A 15,830-nucleotide genomic window follows, 5' to 3' on the forward strand; every position below is an offset into this window, starting at 1 on the left:
GCTTTCAGCGTAGCGACTTCGGCACGATCGCCATGGCAGCGAACCCGAGGACTGCCACGACGGCGAAGAGGTAGAAGCCCCACGGGTAGGCGATGCCCGCGGTGACGAGGGCACCGGTGATGAACGGACCGACGATGGCACCGATCCGCCCGATGCCCGAAGCCATGCCCAGCGCGGTGCCGCGGGCCTGAGCCGGGTAGATGGCCGAGACGAAGGCGTAGACGAGCACCTGGGCGGAGAAGACGAAGACTCCGGTGATGAATACCGCGATGTTGAGCAGCACCTGGCTGGTCATCGGAATCGACAGTGCGGCGAGGAAGATGGCTGCGAGGACGAACCACATGAGCACGATCTTCTTCGTCCCGTGCTTATCGGCCAGCCAGCCGGCCAGGACGAGTCCGACGACGGCGCCGATGTTCATGACGAAGAGCATGACCAGCGAGTCCGAGACCTCGTAGCCGGCGTCGGCCATGATCTTCGGCAGCCAGGTGTTGAGTCCGTAGACCAACAGGAGTCCCATGAAGCTCGCTGCCCACACGCCGATGGTCACCAGCGCCAGCTTGCCCTCGAAAAGTCCCGCCATTCCTGTCTTCGCCTGTGCGTCGACGGTGCCGGACGGATCGGCGGCGTCGGCGTCCACCGTCTGCGCGGCTGCGGGGTTGCGTTTGAGTTCCTGAGCGATGAGGAAGACCTCGGATTCGGGCAGCTTGAAGATCAGGAGGGGCACCATGACGAGGCCGGCGATTCCGCCGGCGAGGAAGAGCAGGTGCCAGTTGTGGGAGTAGGCGACGGCGAGCAGGGAGATCGCGACGGCGCCGGCATGGTAGCCGGTCATCGTCAGCGTCGTGGCCTTTCCGGTCTTACCCGACTTGTTGTACTCGCTGATGTAGGCGAGAGCGCTGGGCATCACGGCACCGAGGAACAGCCCGGCGATGAACCGGTAGATGGTGAACAGTGCAACGTTCGGAGCGAACGCGACGAGCAGAGTGAAGACGCTGAAGCCGATGACGCAGCCGATGATCGCCCACCGTCGTCCGATCCGGTCGACGACGGGGCCGACGGATACGGCGCCGAGGCCAACGCCCACGAGGCTGAGCGTCGCCACCATCGTGGCCGCCTCGGGGGTGAATCCGAGGGCCTCGGTGGCCAGCAACTCAGGGATGACCGCGCCGAGGACGACGAGGTCGAAGCCCTCCAAAGCGACAGCCAGCCAGCACAGGACGGCCGGCCAGCGGCCCGCCGAGGCGGAACCGGTCGTGGATGCGGATGGGGTGGTTGCGGACATCGGTGTCTCCGGGGTGTTGTCGTGCAGGTCAGAACGGGTAAGGCGCGATGGACGAGCGCATCGTCACCCATTGGGTTTCGGTGAAGGCTTCGATGTTGGCTTCGGCTCCACCGAAACGGGATCCGTTGCCGGAGTCCTTCATGCCACCGAAGGGGACGTTGGCCTCATCGGAGACGGTCTGTTCGTTGATGTGGACCTTCCCTGTGTCGACGAGGTCGGCGAGGTCCATGGCCAGACCCACATCGCCGAGGATGCCCAAGGAGAGTCCGTATTCGCTGGCATTGACCATCTCGGCGGCTTCGTCGAGGGTGGAGAAGCGGGCCACCGGGGCGATGGGTCCGAAGATCTCCTGCGCCCAGGCGGGGTTCGAGGGGCTGAGATCGGTGAGCACCGTGGGCGGGACGAAGGCCCCTTCGCCCGGCCCGCCGGCGACGAGCGAGGCGCCGTCGGCGGTAGCTTTGTCGAGGATGTCGCGAACGTGGGTGCGCTGTTTCTCGTCGATGATCGGTCCGATCGCAACCTCCTCGGTGGCGGGGTTGCCCACCGGCAGATTGCGGGCGCGTTCGGCCAGCTGTTCGACGTATTCGTCGTAGATGGATTCGTGGACGAGGTGGCGGCCGGTGGTCATGCAGATCTGGCCTTGGTGCATCCACGATCCGAAGGCCCCCGCCGAGGTGGCGGGACCGACCTCGGCTCCGGGAAGGACGACGAGCGCATTGTTGCCCCCGAGCTCGAGGTGGCAGCGCTTGAGGAGGCGACCGGCGGCTTCGCCGACCTTGCGTCCGGCCGCGGTGGAGCCGGTGAACGAGATGACGGAGACCTCGGGTGCGGCGACGACGGCTTCACCGGCGTCGAGGCCGCCGGGCAGGACCTGGAGCAGTCCTTCGGGCAGTCCCGCCTCGGCGAAGACCTTCGCGATCGTCACTCCGGCGCACACGGCGGTGCGCGGATCCGGCTTGAGCAGGACCGCGTTGCCCAGGGCCAGGGCCGGGGCGACGGAGCGCATGGCGAGGATGAGGGGGAAGTTGAACGGGGCGATGACGGAGACGACTCCGGCGGGCACTCGGCGGGCGAAGGACCAGCGGGGTTCGTTCGATGTGAGCACCTGCCCCTTGGGGTGGCTGGGCAGGGCGGAGGATTCGAAGCAGATGGCTTCGGCCGAGGAGAGTTCGAGTGCGGCCTTCGGCGGGATGGAGCCGGCTTCGCGGATGATCCATCCGGAGAGCTCTTCGGCGTGTTCGGCCCACAGAGCACCGGCGCGGCGCAGCACTGCAGCCCGTTCGGCCGGGGTGGTCTGCGCCCATTCCTTCTGTGCAGCGGCGGCTCGCGTGGCGGCGGCGGTGACGTCGTCGGCGCTGGCGGCACCGAGGCGGCCGAGGGTCTCACCGGTGGCCGGTTCGATGACGTCGTAGGTCTCTCCTGAGCCGGCGGCCCAGGTGCCGGTGAAGATCTTCTCGTGCCAGTCGGTTCCCAGGAAATCAGTCATTGTCTGTCCTCACTTCTTTGTCGGGGCGGGACTGTGGTGCACCTCTCGTCAGAGTAGTGACCGAGACCACCCGAAGCCACATTGCTCCCATTCATTGAGAATTTTGCTTGAGAACCGCTAGAATCCGAGGCATGGCGAACTCTCCTTCCGGCGACTCGATGATCGATCGGCTCGTGCGCGTGCTCGCATCCTTCGACCCGGACCATCAGACCCTGAGCACCGACGAGATCGCCGAGCGTGCCGAACTGCCGAAGTCGACGGCCTACCGACTCATCGGTGAGATGATGCGTCACGATCTGCTCCAGCGCGACCCCAACGGCCGCATCCGGATCGGCGTCGGGATGTGGGAGCTGTCGAACCGCGCCTCCGATGCCGTCGATCTGGCTTCGGTGGCCAGGCCGCACATGATGGGTGTACACGAGTTCGTCGGTGAGAACACCCAGTTGGGCATTCTGCGGGAGCGGGAGGTGCTCATCATCGAGCGCATGTCGGCGCCGAATGCGGTCATCCACCGGTCGAAGACCGCCGGTCGACTGCCGGCTCATGCGTCGTCCTGTGGACTCGTGCTCTTGGCTTATGCGCCCAAACATGTGCGTGAGGCGTATCTGCGGGGGCCGCTGTCTGCCATCACGGAGAAGACGACAACGGATCCTGCAGCTCTGCGCAAGATGTTCACTTCCATCCGGTCTCACCATTTCGCCGAACTCTCCGGCCATATCGATGAGGGCACGACAGGAATCACGGTTCCTGTCTTCGACGCCGGCGGGGCGGCGATCGCCGGGCTCGGCGTCGTCATCGATTCGGAGCACCGTAAAGGCGTGCCCGCGATCATGCGGGTCCTGCGGACCGCCTCGGCGAGGATCACGCAGGACCTTACCGCCGATCATCGATTCGCCGGCTGAGTCAGATCGCTGCGACTCAGACCAGCACACCGACGAGCAGGCAGACCACACCGAACAACGGCAGCGTGCCCTGTTTGAGCGCGGAGGCGAGCAGCTCACGGCTTGAGAGTGCGAGCACCAGCGCTGCGGCGAGCATCGATCCTGCCCCGACGAAGACGAGGGTGAGACCGACCGCGGCAGAGCCTGCGCCGAAGACGATGAGGCCGATGAACACAGCGAGGGCCAAGAAGAGGTTGTAGAAGCCCTGGTTGAAGGCCAGGGACTTCGTCGCCGCAGCCTCGGCTTCGGTCGTGCCGAACGTGGCGCGGGCACGTGGACTCGTCCAGGCGATGGACTCCAAGTAGAAGATGAAGACGTGCAGGGCGGCGGCGAGGCCGGCGAGGACAAGTCCGGCGATCGTCATGCGCGAGCCGCGAATCTGGCTCGCCGCTTCTCCGCTTCCTCCTCTCGATTCTTCGGCGGCGCGTTCGTCACCAGCGCATCGAGGAGGTGCTGGGTGGTGTGGGCGATCTCCTCGACAGCAGCGTCGAAGGCCTCAGCATTGGCCTGCGAGGGCTTCGTCGTGCCGGCGATCTTGCGCACATACTGCAGTGCGGCGGCGTGGACTTCGTCGGAGGTGGCGGCAGGTTCGAAATTATGGAGGGTCCTGATGTTTCTGCACATGCCAAAACGGTACTCCTCGGCACTGACACAGAACAGATGTTCCGCCGATACACTGAGGCCACAATGGAGATCCGGAAAGAGATGACGCCAACAGAGACCGCCCTGACACCACAGCAGATCGAAAGCATCCGTCAGCTGCGCCTGGATTTCTCGCAGCTGATCATGCACCACCGCTTCGTCATCGACGAGGTGCTCACGAAGATCTCGATCCTGCGCGAGGAGTCCGTCCACACGCGCAGCTACAACCCGATCGAGCACATCTCCTCTCGCGTGAAGTCGCCACGGAGCCTGCTGGAGAAGGTCCACCGTCGGGGCCTGCCGCTCGACACCGCGATCATCCGCCGCGAGATCACCGACATCGCAGGCATCCGCATCACCTGCAGCTTCATCGCCGACACCTACCACGTCCTCGAGCTGCTCACCGCGCAGAACGACGTCCGCCTCGTCGAGGTCAAGGACTACATCGCAGAGCCGAAGCCCAACGGCTACCGCAGCCTGCACGCGATCCTCGAGGTACCGGTGTTCCTCCGCAGCGGGCCGACCCCGGTCATCTGCGAGGTGCAGATCCGCACGATCGCGATGGACTTCTGGGCGAGCCTCGAACATAAGATCCACTACAAGTTCGACGGCGACGTTCCCGAACGTCTCGTCGGCGAACTCACCGAGGCGGCCGACGCGGCCAGCGAACTCGACCGGAAGATGGAACGCCTCCACGCCGAGGTCAGGAGCGGTTCACCGGATGTCGATTCCGGTGAGGAGTTCGACCAGGAGGCTCTGCGGATCCTTTGGGACCTCAGTCGGCGGGAGGGCTAGACCTCTTGGGTCGGTACGTGCGACCGAAGCTGCGGGCGTTCGCCGTATCGATCGTCTCGAGCTCCCAGTCGACCCGCCGTCCGCCGGGAACATCGAAGATCCGCACTCCGTCGCCGAGGAAGACCGGCGCGACGTAGACCTGGAGTTCGTCGATGAGGTCGACCTCGAGTGCCTGCCGGGCAATATCGGCGCTGATGATCTGGATGTCACGGTCACCGGCGATCTGCTGGGCCTTCTCGACTGCCTCGGTGATGGTGCAGTTCATCGCGGTCACCGAGGCGTCCCCGGCCAATTCCTCGGGACGATGGGTGAGGATGATCTCCGTCCCCGACCAGGCTCCCCCGTAGGCCTCGGACGTCAGCTCATCGCGTTCGTCGGCCTGATCCTTGGCCGCGTCGTAGCCGCGGCGGCCGGAGATGATGACGGCGACCTTCGACGCCATGCCCTCGGTGGTGCCTTCGGCGTTCGGCTCGGAGGCCGAGAGCCACGACATGTCATGGCCTGGCCCGGCGATGAATCCGTCGATCGAACAGGTGAAACCCCATGCCACTTTTCCCATCGCTCCCCCTCGAGCCGCAGCGATCATCAATCTAGTTGCAGATTGCAACCAGTTAACCATTGTTGCCGGCCTCGATCAATGCCCCGTGTGACCGAACAGGCCGACTTACAGCGGAATGTTCTCCGACTCTTCCTCGTTACGCCTGGTGAGGGCCACATCAGCTGGGCCCGAGGATTTTCGAGAAAGAGAGTCACCACCATGGCAGATTTCACGAACAAGGTCGCACTCGTCACCGGAGGCGGATCGGGCCTCGGAGAGGCGATTTCCAAGGACCTCGCCTCCAAGGGCGCGAAGGTCGTCATCACCGACATCAACCTCGAGGCAGCCGAGCGTGTCGCCGGTGAGGTCACCGAGGCCGGAGGCACCGCCTCGGCAATCCAGCAGGACACGTCCTCGAAGGAGGACTCGGAGAAGGTCGTCAAGTTCGCCGTCGACACCTACGGCGGACTCAACTTCGCCGTGAACAACGCGGGCATCGGCGGCAAGCAGGTGCCCGTCGGCGAGACTGACCTCGATTCGTGGGACAAGGTCATCGACGTCAACCTCAACGGCGTCCTCTACGGAATGCGCTTCCAGATCCCGGCCATGCTCGAGAACGGCGCAGCGGAGTCGGCGATCGTCAATATGGCTTCGGTTCACGGAACCGTCGCCGCGATCAACAACGGCGCTTACACCGCAGCCAAGCACGGCGTCGTCGGCATCACGAAGAATGCCGCCGCCGAGTACGGCGCCGAAGGCTTGCGCATCAACGCAGTCGGCCCCGGCTACATCACAACTCCCCTGCTCGAATCGAGCCTGGACGCCGAAACGCTTGAAGGACTCAAGGCCAAGCACCCTCTCGGCCGCCTGGGCACCGCCGATGAAGTTGCAAAGGTCGTATCGTTCCTGCTCTCCGACGATGCCTCGTTCGTCACCGGCGCCTATTACCTCATTGACGGCGGCTACACCGCGGTGTGATCGCTCTGTCGATGACGCACGAGCACTGTCACCGCCTCAGTGCTCGTGCCCGGCCCCGTCATGCCCGGACGGCACCCCGACTTCTGCCTCCTGACCTCGCTCGATGACGACGAACTGGCCCATCATGCCCTCATCCTCGTGCAGCAGCATGTGGCAGTGATACATGTACGGCATCGTCGGGTCGGCGAAATCCTCGAATCGCATGAGCAGTCGGTAGTCGCGATTCGGTTCGAGGTAGATCGTGTCCTTCCTTCCGCTCATCTCCACCGGCGGCGCCTCCCCATCGACCGAGAGCACCTCGAACTGCACATCGTGGATATGGAAGCTGTGCGGGATCGGCTGCCTGCTGCGCACCTCCCACACCTCGGTGTCGCCGACGTAGGCCACCTCGTCGATGCGGTTCATGTCCATCCGCTCGCCGTTGATCTCACGTTCCTCGAGTTCGAACTTGCGGGTCTTGGCCGCCTCAGCCTCAATTAGAGCATCCTCCTCGGCATGCGACGACGGCGACCACGCTGGCTCGGGAGCAGGTGTCAGGGTCTCGGCCGCACGAAACTCGAGAACGTCGAAGGAATCGTGTCCGCCCATCGTCGCCGGCACCGCCACCCCGCCGAGGTCGACCTCGGCCGAGCGCATCCGCACCGTCTCACCTGCGGTGAAGTCGACGACCACCTCGGCGCGCTCACCCGGTGCCAACCTCAGCCGATCGACCTCGGCAGGTTCGTCGAGGAGTCCGCCGTCACCGGCGATGAGATCCATCGACCGATCGGGGAATTCGAAGGCGTACGTCCTCGCCGTCGATCCGTTGAGCAGACGCAGCCGCACCTTCTCCGATGTCACCTCCTGCACCCCGCCGATGGTGCCGTTGACCATGACGGTGTCGCCGAGCATCCCCGGTTCGGCCCCGTCGTCGCTGAGCTCGAGCTCACCATCGTCGAAAGACTTGTCCTGGACGATGAGCGGGAGATCGTCGACGCCGTACTCGTCCGGCAGATCCGCGTCGGCGCTAGCATCGTCGTCGAGGATGACCATCCCAGCCAACCCCTTGTACACGTGATCTTCGGTCTTCCCGTGGGGATGCGGGTGGTACCACAGGGTCGACGCCTGCTGGTCGATCGTCCAGTGCGGCTTCCACGTCTGACCAGGATCGATCATCTGGTGCGGACCGCCGTCCATCGTCGCCGGCAGATGCATCCCGTGCCAGTGCACGCTCGTCGGTTCGTCGAGGTCGTTCGCAACGTCGACGGCGACTTTCTCCCCGCGTTCGGCCCGCAGGGTGGGTCCGAGAAATGACCCATTGAATCCCCAGGTCTCCGTCGGTCCGTCCTGACCGGGAAACTCCGTCGACCCTTTCTCAGCGGTGAGGTCGAAGGTGCGCACTCCGCCGTTGACCGTCGATTCCGCCAACGGCGGGATGGCCAGTTCATTCGTGAACTCGGCCTCCGTCACCGAGGTGGTCGACACTCCGCAGGCAGCCAGCCCGACCGCGACGACCACCGCGACAGCGGCCCCGGCAGCGACCGAGGCGTGCGGGCGCCGTCTCATCGCTGCTCCCGCTTCCCGAGCATCGCCTGGATTCCGTAGGCTGCCAGTCCGGTGAGGGCGCCGATCCCGGCGCCCATTCCGAGGCTCGGGATGAGTGCCATGAACACCGCCGGCCCGCTGCTGATCAGCCCGGTCCCGGCGAGCAGTCCGCCGAATGCGAGGGTGAGGAAGCCGTGCGCCGCGCCGCAGATCGTCAGGGTGAGTACGGGCCGAGCGACGCGGGCGAAGCCGACGGTCCCGATCCACACCGCTCCGGTGAGACCGAGCAGAGTGAGGGCGCGGACGGCACCGTCACCGAGGATGGGCCACAGTCCGGTCAGCGGCCACAGCAGTGCCAGAGAGGACAGACCGACGATGAGCGGCCAGGACAGGGGACGTTTCGAATGTGTTGTCGTATTCATGTCCTCTACTCTTCCGGTCGGCCGGATCTGCCACATCGACGCTGAGGCGTCAGTTCCTCCCGCCCCGAGGCGAGGCTCGAGTCGCCTGGAGGCGATTGCCCGATCGACGCCGAACGACTGCGGCGGACGCGTTTGCTCCGTAGTCTTGGACTATGGGTTCGGCAGATGTGAGTGAGACGGGTGAGGAGCGCGAGCGCCTCGAACCGTGGCTGACCGATACCTCCCTGGCTGTTGCGGTGACCCTGGTGATCTCGCTGGTCATCGCCGCCGATGCCGAGTCCTCCCCGCTGCCCGGCGTCGCCTGGGCGATCGGTTTCGGTGCCCTGATGCTCCTGCGTCGCCGTCTGCCGCTGACCGTTCTGGCCGTGACCGTGTTCGGGATCTTCGCCTACTACGCTCTGAATCTGCCGCCGATCGGCATGGTCCTGCCCGCGGTCGGTGCCCTCTACTCGACTGCCGAGGTGCGGCGCACCTCATGGGCGGTGCTCGGTGCTGCGGTCTTGATTGCCGTGTCGACGTTCTACCGGTTCGATGACCTCGATCCGCGCGCCCAACTGACCGGGTACGGCTTCGTCACTGAACTTGCCCTGGCAGCCGCCGCGATCGCCCTGGGGTCGGTGGTCCGTTTGGTCCGGGAGACCCGTACGCAGTCGGCGCGCATCGCCGCCCTCACCACTGCCGAGGAGTCCCGAGCCGCCGAGGCGCGGATGCACTCCGAACGAGTGCGCATCGCCCGCGACCTCCACGACACGATCGGCCATACCCTGTCCGTGGCTTCCCTGCACACCTCAGTGGCGGCCGAGGCCGTGGACCCGGACGACCGCGCGGCCGCACTCGAACGGGTGCGCGGTGCCACCTCGGAGGCACTGCGGGAACTGCGTCGCACGGTCAAGGTCCTCCGCGAGGAGTCCGCAGGTGTGACCGACCCGGGACCTGCCTCGGCGCTGGGGTTGGCTTCGATCTCCACCGTCATCGAGGCGGCCCGAGCCGCCGGCCTCGACGTCACGGTCGACCTCGGTGTCGATCCGGCACGGCTGCCGCGGGCCGTCGATGCGGCGGCATTTCGGATCGTCCAGGAGTCGGTGACGAATGTGCTCCGCCATTCCGGGGCGAGCGCGGCCCGCGTCTCCGGGCAGGTGCACGGCGACGAGCTCATCGTGCGCATCCACGATGACGGTCACGGCGGGCCCGCGGACACGGCCGCCGGTGCCGGCATCCGCGGGATGTCGGAACGGGCGGGGCTGCTCGGGGGTCGCCTCGCTGCTGGACCGAACGGTGAAGGATTTGAAGTGATCGCGCATCTGCCGATCGAGGTTGAGGAGGACGAATGACCGAGACGATTCGCGTCGTCATCGTCGACGATCAGGAGCTGGTCCGAGCGGGTCTGCGGCCTCTGGCCGAACGCGACGGAGACATTTCGGTCATCGCCGAGGCGGCGGACGGGAGGTCAGGGCTGTCGCATGTGCGGGAGCTGCGCCCCGATGTCGTGCTCATGGACATCCGCATGCCCGTGATGGACGGGATCGAGGCGACGCGGGCCATCGTCGACGATGGCGCGTTGGACGGGGTCAGGGTGCTCGTGCTCACCACTTTCGACGAGGACGAGAACGTCTTCGCCGCCATCCGTGCCGGTGCTGCAGGCTACCTGCTCAAGGACGTCTCACCCGACGATCTGCGCGCTGCGATCCGCACGGTCGCAGCAGGTGATGCCCTGTTGTCTCCATCTGTCACCGCCGCGGTCATGCGGGTCGTCGCGGAGGGGCATTCACCCGATCCGGACGGGCATGGGCTCGATGAGCTGACTGAACGGGAGGTCGAGGTCCTCAGCGGAATCGGGCGTGGGCTGACCAATGACGAGATCGCTGCCGAACTCTTCCTCAGCCCCGCCACTGCTCGCACCTATGTCAGTCGTCTGCTCACTCGTCTCGATGCCCGGGACCGCGCTGCCCTGATCGTGCTCGCCTATGAGACGGGGCTGGTTCGGCCGGGCGGTGCTTCACGCGGGTGATCGTCGGCTGCTCCCATCGAACGTCCTCAGATCCCCCAGTGCACACTCTGCTTGCAGGCGTAGCGTGGCAGGCACAGCCCAAATGGTTTGGACCGTGGACGAAAACATCAGGTGATCGACCATGAGCACGACACAGACCTATCAGTATCCGAAGCCCCTGGCGGTGGTTCTCGGCAAGAGGGCGGCGCTGTTCCTCTTCATCGGCGTCCTCGGTTTCCTCCTCGTCAAGATCGTCGGTCCGGTTCTGCAGACCGGCCCCGAATATGTCGTCGAGGCCGCCGTCTCCGGAATTCCGCTGCTCATCGCCGCCGGGTGTGCCGTCAGCGCACTGGCGCTGGCGGTCGTACACAGAGTGCGGCACAGGGCAGCGTGAAAACTGCCCCGCGTGGGTTCACTCCGGATGCGCGACGATATTGAACACGTTGCCGTCGGGTGCGCGGACGAAGAACCGCCGTACTCCCCATTCCTCGTGGGTGAGCGGGTGGACGATCTCGATGCCCTGTTGCTGGGCTTCGGCAAAGGCAATGTCGACGTCCTCGACGAGCACCGAAGCCACGGGATTCGTCTGCCCGGTCTCATCGTCGGTGAGCACCTGCACGCTGGCGCCGGTGCCCGGTGAGGTGAAGCGTGCGACCCAGCCGAGATTGAATTCCTCGCTGCTCAGCCCGAGGAAGCCCGCATAGAACTCCCGCGCCGCGTCGAGGTCGTCGACCGCGATGTCAGGAATGACTCTGTTGACCTTCATGACATCACCACTGATCGTGGTCGAAGACCTGGCAGAACACGCTGGTCATCTGATCGCTGAAGAGAACGAACTGGACGTCGTCGATCGATTCCCAGCGGCCGCGCGATCGTCCGTCGACGATGACGGAGTGAGCCGCCTCGGCGACGTCCCTGGGCGACCAGCCGTAGACTCCGCCGCCGATGGCCGGGAACGCGATCGAAGAGGCTCCGAGTTCCTCGGCGAGGTTGAGGCTTGATTCGAAACAGGACTCGAGGATCTCAGGATCAGCCTCGCCCGCGTTCCGATTCGGTCCGACCGTGTGGATGACCCAGCGGACGGGCAGATCCCCCGCCGAGGTGGCCACGGCCTGACCCGGCGGCAGACCGCGCACATGGGTGGTCTGCCTGACCTCGCGGCAGGCTTCGAGGAGCGCGGGACCGGCCGCGCGGTGGATGGCTCCGTCGACTCCGCCGCCACCGAGCAGCGAAGAATTCGCGGCGTTGACGATCGCGTCGACGGCCACCTCGGTGATATCGCCTTCGAGAACCGTGATCTTCATGTCTTGAGTCTATGCATCGACACTGACATTGCACATCGGCCGGCGCAGCTTTGCAGCTGCGCCGGCCGATGTGGTTGGCATCTCCTGCGATTCAGGCCTTCTGGACGGTGATGGTCCAGCTCGCGTCGGTGACTCGGTCGAAGTGGGTGACGGGGTAGCCGTTCTCGGCGGCCCACTGCGGGATCGCCTCGGTGGCCTGGGTGCAGTCGAAGTTGATGACGAGTTCGTCACCGGCTTCCAGACCGGTCATCGCGTCCTTGGCTTCCACGAGGGGGAAGGGGCAGACCTGGCCGTCGGTTTCGAGTACTTGCTTCATACTGTCCTGCTTTCCGCCGCGGGCGCTGCGGCCTGCGACTTCTTCGGTTTGATGGAGACCTTCGCTGCGATTCCGGAGCCGACGATCATGAAGACCATCGACACCCAGCCCTGGTATTCGAACTGTGCGGTCGAGACCATCGCGTTGCCGACGGTGCAGCCGCCGGCGATGGCTGCGCCGACGCCCATGCCGATACCGCCGATGATCGACTTGATGATCACGCTCTTGTCCGGCACGCGGACCCGGAACTCGCCGGAGGCCTTTGCTGCGATGAAGGAGCCGACAAGGATGCCGATGACGAGCATGACGCCCCAGTCGATGAGCTGCGTGTCACCCGTGGTGAGGTATCCGACGAGGTTCGCCGAGGGGGTGGTGATGCCCAGACCCGAGTTGCGGCCCGTGGCGGCGGAGAGCGGCCAGGCGATCGTGGCGATGATGCCGATGACCACGGCTGTGGCGAAGGGGTTCCAGCGCTTCTCGGTGAGCAGGTGCGCCAGGCCTGTCTTGCGCGGAGGCAGGGTGGCCATCGGAGTCTTGAGTTTGCGGGCATGGTGGACGGTCAGCCAGATCGCCACTGCAGAGATGATGGCGACGAAGACCCAGGGGCTCATGCCGGTGCTCGCCTGCAGGCTGCCGTTGTCCAGGGTGATCGCGCGGATGCCCTCGGTGAAGCCGGCGAGCGGGCCGAGCTTCATCACCGCGGAGAAGAGGGCGTAGAAGATGAGGGCGAACCAGCTGCCGACGAGTCCTTCACCGGCCCGGTAGTAGGTGCCAGTCGCGCAGCCTCCGGCGTAGACCATGGCCCAACCGAAGATCAGTCCGCCGACGATCGAGGCCAGCCATGGGAACGGCGTCGCCTCGAGGGTGATGACTCCGAAGCTGTTGAGCAGGAACAGGCCGATGGAATGCACGGCGATGAGCACGATGAGGGCGGAGAACCAGCGCGTGTTCCCCGTCAGCGTGAGGTCACGGAAGGCGCCGGTCACGCAGAAACGTCCTCGCTGGAAGACGAATCCGAGGACGAGGCCGACGATGAGTCCGGTGATGATCATTGAGCTGCTTTCTGTTCACGGCAGGTTCGCGGACGAACACAACAACCGTCCATTTTGCTCAACAATCAATGATCAGTCAACCACGGCCGGGCACAGCGCCTCCCACTCAGCCCGATGTGACTCAGGTCTCACCAAAAGTATCTTGACGTCAAGATACTTATGGAGTCATTATTTAGGTACGCCTTACCTAATAAGGAGGGGTCACAATGAAGGTCACAATGGACCAGCACCACGCACCGACAGAGGTGCAATCACTCGCTCAGTTCGTCGCCGATGCCTCGCTGGACACGCTCAGCGATACCGCCCTCGAACAGCTCAAGATCCGCGTCCTCGACACCATCGGCGTCGCCATCGGCGCCCTGGACGCTGCCCCACTGCAGGAAATCAGAACCCTCATCGACGGCCTCGGGGACGGACGCGGAGCCACGCTCATCGGCGGTGGCCAGGCCAGCCCCGATCACGCCGCGTTCTTCAATTCCGCCCTGAGCCGATATCTCGACTTCATGGATGCCTACCTGGCCAAGGGCGAAACCAACCACCCGTCGGACAATATGGGCGCGGTCCTCGCGGCCGCGGAACTGGCCGACGCCTCGGGCGCGGACTTTCTCACGGCCTTCGCCGTGGCTTATCAGATCCACACCCGGCTCTCGGATGTCGCACCGGTGAGAGACCTCGGCTTCGACCACACGACACAGGGCGCTTTCGCTGCGGCGGCCGCCTCGGCGAAGGCGTTGGGTCTGGGTGTCGAACAGATCGCGAATGCTGCCGCCATGGCCGGCACCGCGAACGTCGCACTGCGGGTCACCCGGACCGGAGACCTCAGCCACTGGAAGGGCCTGGCCTATCCCCACGTGTCGAAGGAGGGTGTCTTCGACGCACTCCTTGCCTCACGCGGAATCACAGGCCCGGCCGAGGTCTTCGAAGGCAACAAGGGCTTCAAGGCCCTGGCCGGAGACTTCGAGCTCGACTGGTCTGCAGAGGATCTCGAGAAGGTCACGGACACGATCATCAAGAAGCACAATGCGGAGATCCATTCGCAGTCGGCCCTCGACGCCGCACAGGACGTCCGCTCCCAGGAGGGATTCCGTGCCGATGCCATCGCCAGCGTCGAGCTGACGACCTTCGATGTCGCATACTCGATCATCGGCGGCGGCGAAGAAGGCGACAAGCGCTCCATCCGCACGAAGGAGGAGGCCGATCATTCGCTGCCGTGGATGCTCGCGGTCGTCCTCCTCGACGGTGAGCTCAATCCGGCGCAGTACGAGACTGAACGGATCGTCGCCGACGATGTCCAAGACCTCATGCACAAGGTCACGATCACTCCCTCCACGGAGTTCAGCGATCGCTTCCCCGAGCAGATGTGCGCCGACCTCGTCGTCACCCTCGGCGATGGGACCCAGTTCCGGGCGAACACCGACGACTATGAGGGTTTCACCACGCATCCTCTCGACTGGACGGGAGCCCGGAAGAAGTTCGATGCACTGACGTCCCCCTTCGCCGAGGCGGAGCTGCGTGACGAGATCGCCGACCTTGTCCAAGACCTCGAGAACCATCAGATCCGAGAGCTGACCGCGGTCCTCGCGCACGTCCCCCAGGCTCGCAGCTGAAGCTGAGTCACCCGCCGGAGATCCCGGCACCCAGTCGGCGACCGCCGACACCCGAAGAAAGGAAAGACCATGTCGAACGCCATCGATTTCGATGTGTCCATGAACTTCGTCCCCCGCGCCCACCGCTCGGCCAAACCCCGCACCATCGGGATGACCGAGATCCGCGCCCCGTACTACTCAACCTTCGGCACACGACACCTGCAGGACGTCTTCGATGTCGCCGGTCAGTGGGTCGACGGGATCAAGTGGGCGGGCGGATCGTTCTCCCTCGTCCCGGCCGAGCAGGTGAAGGCCTTCAGCGATATCGCCCATGAGAACGGGGCGTATGTGTCCTCGGGCGGATGGATCGAGACGGTCCTGCGCTACGGAGATGACGCAGTCGATCAGTATCTCAAGGAGGCCAAGGAGGTCGGCTTCGACGTCATCGAGATCTCGACCGGATTCATCATGCTCCCGACCTCAGGCCTTGAGCGTCTCGTCGAGAAGGTCGTCAAGGCCGGTCTCAAAGCTAAGCCGGAGCTGGGCATCCAGATCGGCTCCGGCGGAGACTCCGGTGAGGCCGAACTGGCGGCGGAGTCTGCAAAGGACATCGGCGATCTCGTCGACCGCGGCAAGCGGGCGCTCGACGCCGGAGCCGCGATCATCATGATCGAGTCCGAGGGCATCACGGAGAACGTCGACGAGTGGAACACCGCCGCGGCCGCCTCGATCATCAACGGTCTGGGCCTCGAGAACGTCATGTTCGAAGCCGCCGACGGGCCGGTCTTCGAGTGGTACATCAAGAACTACGGCAACGAATGCAACCTATTCGTCGACCACTCGCAGATCCTCCAGCTCGAGGGGCTGCGCCAGAACATCTGGGGCAATAAGTCAACCTGGGGTCGGGTGATCAACCCGGCGCCGTGATCTGAAGTCGCGTCGAAATGTGCGAGGGTGTCCGTCCTTTCGGACAC

The 15,830-nt window shown here is 65.0% G+C and carries 19 protein-coding genes; 8 read left to right on the plus strand and 11 right to left on the minus strand.

Going from position 1 to position 15,830, the window contains the following annotated elements; translation table 11 throughout:
• Positions 1 to 4: 4 nt before the first annotated feature.
• Together HK108_RS07345 and HK108_RS07350 are read right to left on the minus strand one after the other, a co-directional pair.
• Positions 5 to 1,285, minus strand: a complete 1,281-nt coding sequence (locus tag HK108_RS07345; protein ID WP_181271009.1) for an MFS transporter — start codon at positions 1,283 to 1,285, stop codon at positions 5 to 7.
• Positions 1,286 to 1,313: 28 nt separating this feature from the next.
• Positions 1,314 to 2,771 (minus strand): benzaldehyde dehydrogenase, encoded by a 1,458-nt coding sequence (locus HK108_RS07350; RefSeq protein WP_181271010.1) that lies wholly within the window; start codon positions 2,769 to 2,771, stop codon positions 1,314 to 1,316.
• Between the two features lie 131 nt (positions 2,772 to 2,902).
• On the opposite strand from HK108_RS07350, the gene HK108_RS07355 reads away from it, so the two are divergent.
• Positions 2,903 to 3,673 (plus strand): IclR family transcriptional regulator, encoded by a 771-nt coding sequence (locus HK108_RS07355; RefSeq protein ID WP_181271011.1) that lies wholly within the window; start codon positions 2,903 to 2,905, stop codon positions 3,671 to 3,673.
• Between the two features lie 16 nt (positions 3,674 to 3,689).
• Here HK108_RS07355 and HK108_RS07360 read toward each other — a convergent pair whose 3' ends face one another.
• Positions 3,690 to 4,076 carry a DUF1304 domain-containing protein gene (locus HK108_RS07360; protein ID WP_139907082.1) on the minus strand — a complete coding sequence of 129 codons (387 nt, stop codon included), beginning with the start codon at positions 4,074 to 4,076 and terminating at the stop codon, positions 3,690 to 3,692.
• The gene (locus HK108_RS07365; RefSeq protein ID WP_039207958.1) at positions 4,073 to 4,336 is read right to left on the minus strand and encodes a DUF2277 domain-containing protein; all 264 of its coding nucleotides are present in this window, start codon (positions 4,334 to 4,336) and stop codon (positions 4,073 to 4,075) included. The genes HK108_RS07360 and HK108_RS07365 overlap by 4 nt, the downstream gene beginning before the upstream one ends.
• Positions 4,337 to 4,417: 81 nt before the next feature.
• Here HK108_RS07365 and HK108_RS07370 point away from each other — a divergent pair, with 81 nt between their 5' ends.
• On the plus strand, positions 4,418 to 5,149 hold the full coding sequence (locus HK108_RS07370; protein WP_181271012.1) for a GTP pyrophosphokinase: 732 nt from the start codon (positions 4,418 to 4,420) through the stop codon (positions 5,147 to 5,149).
• Here HK108_RS07370 and HK108_RS07375 read toward each other — a convergent pair.
• Entirely contained in the window at positions 5,130 to 5,708 is a 579-nt protein-coding gene (locus tag HK108_RS07375) for a dihydrofolate reductase family protein (RefSeq protein WP_139469242.1), read from the minus strand. The genes HK108_RS07370 and HK108_RS07375 overlap by 20 nt on opposite strands.
• Positions 5,709 to 5,906: 198 nt before the next feature.
• On the opposite strand from HK108_RS07375, the gene HK108_RS07380 reads away from it, so the two are divergent.
• A complete protein-coding gene (locus HK108_RS07380; protein ID WP_167194120.1) occupies positions 5,907 to 6,665 on the plus strand; it encodes an SDR family NAD(P)-dependent oxidoreductase in 759 nt (252 codons plus the stop codon).
• A gap of 36 nt (positions 6,666 to 6,701) precedes the next feature.
• Here HK108_RS07380 and HK108_RS07385 read toward each other — a convergent pair whose 3' ends face one another.
• Positions 6,702 to 8,210, minus strand: a complete 1,509-nt coding sequence (locus HK108_RS07385; RefSeq protein WP_181271013.1) for a multicopper oxidase family protein — start codon at positions 8,208 to 8,210, stop codon at positions 6,702 to 6,704.
• A complete protein-coding gene (locus HK108_RS07390) occupies positions 8,207 to 8,611 on the minus strand; it encodes a hypothetical protein (RefSeq protein WP_039207963.1) in 405 nt (134 codons plus the stop codon). Before HK108_RS07390 ends, HK108_RS07385 begins: the two co-directional genes overlap by 4 nt.
• Positions 8,612 to 8,763: 152 nt before the next feature.
• Between HK108_RS07390 and HK108_RS07395 the strand changes: the two genes are divergently transcribed.
• From HK108_RS07395 to HK108_RS07405, 3 genes are all read left to right on the plus strand, one after another.
• Complete coding sequence (locus tag HK108_RS07395) at positions 8,764 to 9,942, plus strand: sensor histidine kinase (protein WP_139469237.1); 1,179 nt, start codon at positions 8,764 to 8,766, stop codon at positions 9,940 to 9,942.
• Positions 9,939 to 10,619 (plus strand): response regulator, encoded by a 681-nt coding sequence (locus HK108_RS07400; RefSeq protein WP_181271014.1) that lies wholly within the window; start codon positions 9,939 to 9,941, stop codon positions 10,617 to 10,619. The genes HK108_RS07395 and HK108_RS07400 overlap by 4 nt, the downstream gene beginning before the upstream one ends.
• A gap of 121 nt (positions 10,620 to 10,740) precedes the next feature.
• On the plus strand, positions 10,741 to 10,992 hold the full coding sequence (locus tag HK108_RS07405; protein ID WP_139469233.1) for a hypothetical protein: 252 nt from the start codon (positions 10,741 to 10,743) through the stop codon (positions 10,990 to 10,992).
• A gap of 18 nt (positions 10,993 to 11,010) precedes the next feature.
• Here the strand turns inward: HK108_RS07405 and HK108_RS07410 are convergent, their stop codons facing one another.
• From HK108_RS07410 to HK108_RS07425, 4 genes are all read right to left on the minus strand, one after another.
• Positions 11,011 to 11,364, minus strand: a complete 354-nt coding sequence (locus tag HK108_RS07410; protein ID WP_139469231.1) for a VOC family protein — start codon at positions 11,362 to 11,364, stop codon at positions 11,011 to 11,013.
• Between the two features lie 4 nt (positions 11,365 to 11,368).
• Entirely contained in the window at positions 11,369 to 11,902 is a 534-nt protein-coding gene (locus HK108_RS07415; protein WP_139469229.1) for an O-acetyl-ADP-ribose deacetylase, read from the minus strand.
• 91 nt (positions 11,903 to 11,993) lie between these two features.
• The gene (locus tag HK108_RS07420; RefSeq protein ID WP_039207979.1) at positions 11,994 to 12,218 is read right to left on the minus strand and encodes a sulfurtransferase TusA family protein; all 225 of its coding nucleotides are present in this window, start codon (positions 12,216 to 12,218) and stop codon (positions 11,994 to 11,996) included.
• On the minus strand, positions 12,215 to 13,270 hold the full coding sequence (locus tag HK108_RS07425) for a YeeE/YedE family protein (RefSeq protein WP_139469227.1): 1,056 nt from the start codon (positions 13,268 to 13,270) through the stop codon (positions 12,215 to 12,217). Before HK108_RS07425 ends, HK108_RS07420 begins: the two co-directional genes overlap by 4 nt.
• 206 nt (positions 13,271 to 13,476) lie before the next feature.
• Between HK108_RS07425 and HK108_RS07430 the strand changes: the two genes are divergently transcribed.
• On the plus strand, positions 13,477 to 14,877 hold the full coding sequence (locus HK108_RS07430) for an MmgE/PrpD family protein (RefSeq protein WP_229664015.1): 1,401 nt from the start codon (positions 13,477 to 13,479) through the stop codon (positions 14,875 to 14,877).
• Positions 14,878 to 14,946: 69 nt separating this feature from the next.
• Positions 14,947 to 15,783 (plus strand): phosphosulfolactate synthase, encoded by an 837-nt coding sequence (locus HK108_RS07435; RefSeq protein WP_139469225.1) that lies wholly within the window; start codon positions 14,947 to 14,949, stop codon positions 15,781 to 15,783.
• The last annotated feature ends 47 nt before the right edge of the window (positions 15,784 to 15,830 follow it).

This window comes from Brevibacterium sediminis (assembly GCF_013623905.1).
GTDB lineage: Bacteria > Actinomycetota > Actinomycetes > Actinomycetales > Brevibacteriaceae > Brevibacterium > Brevibacterium sediminis.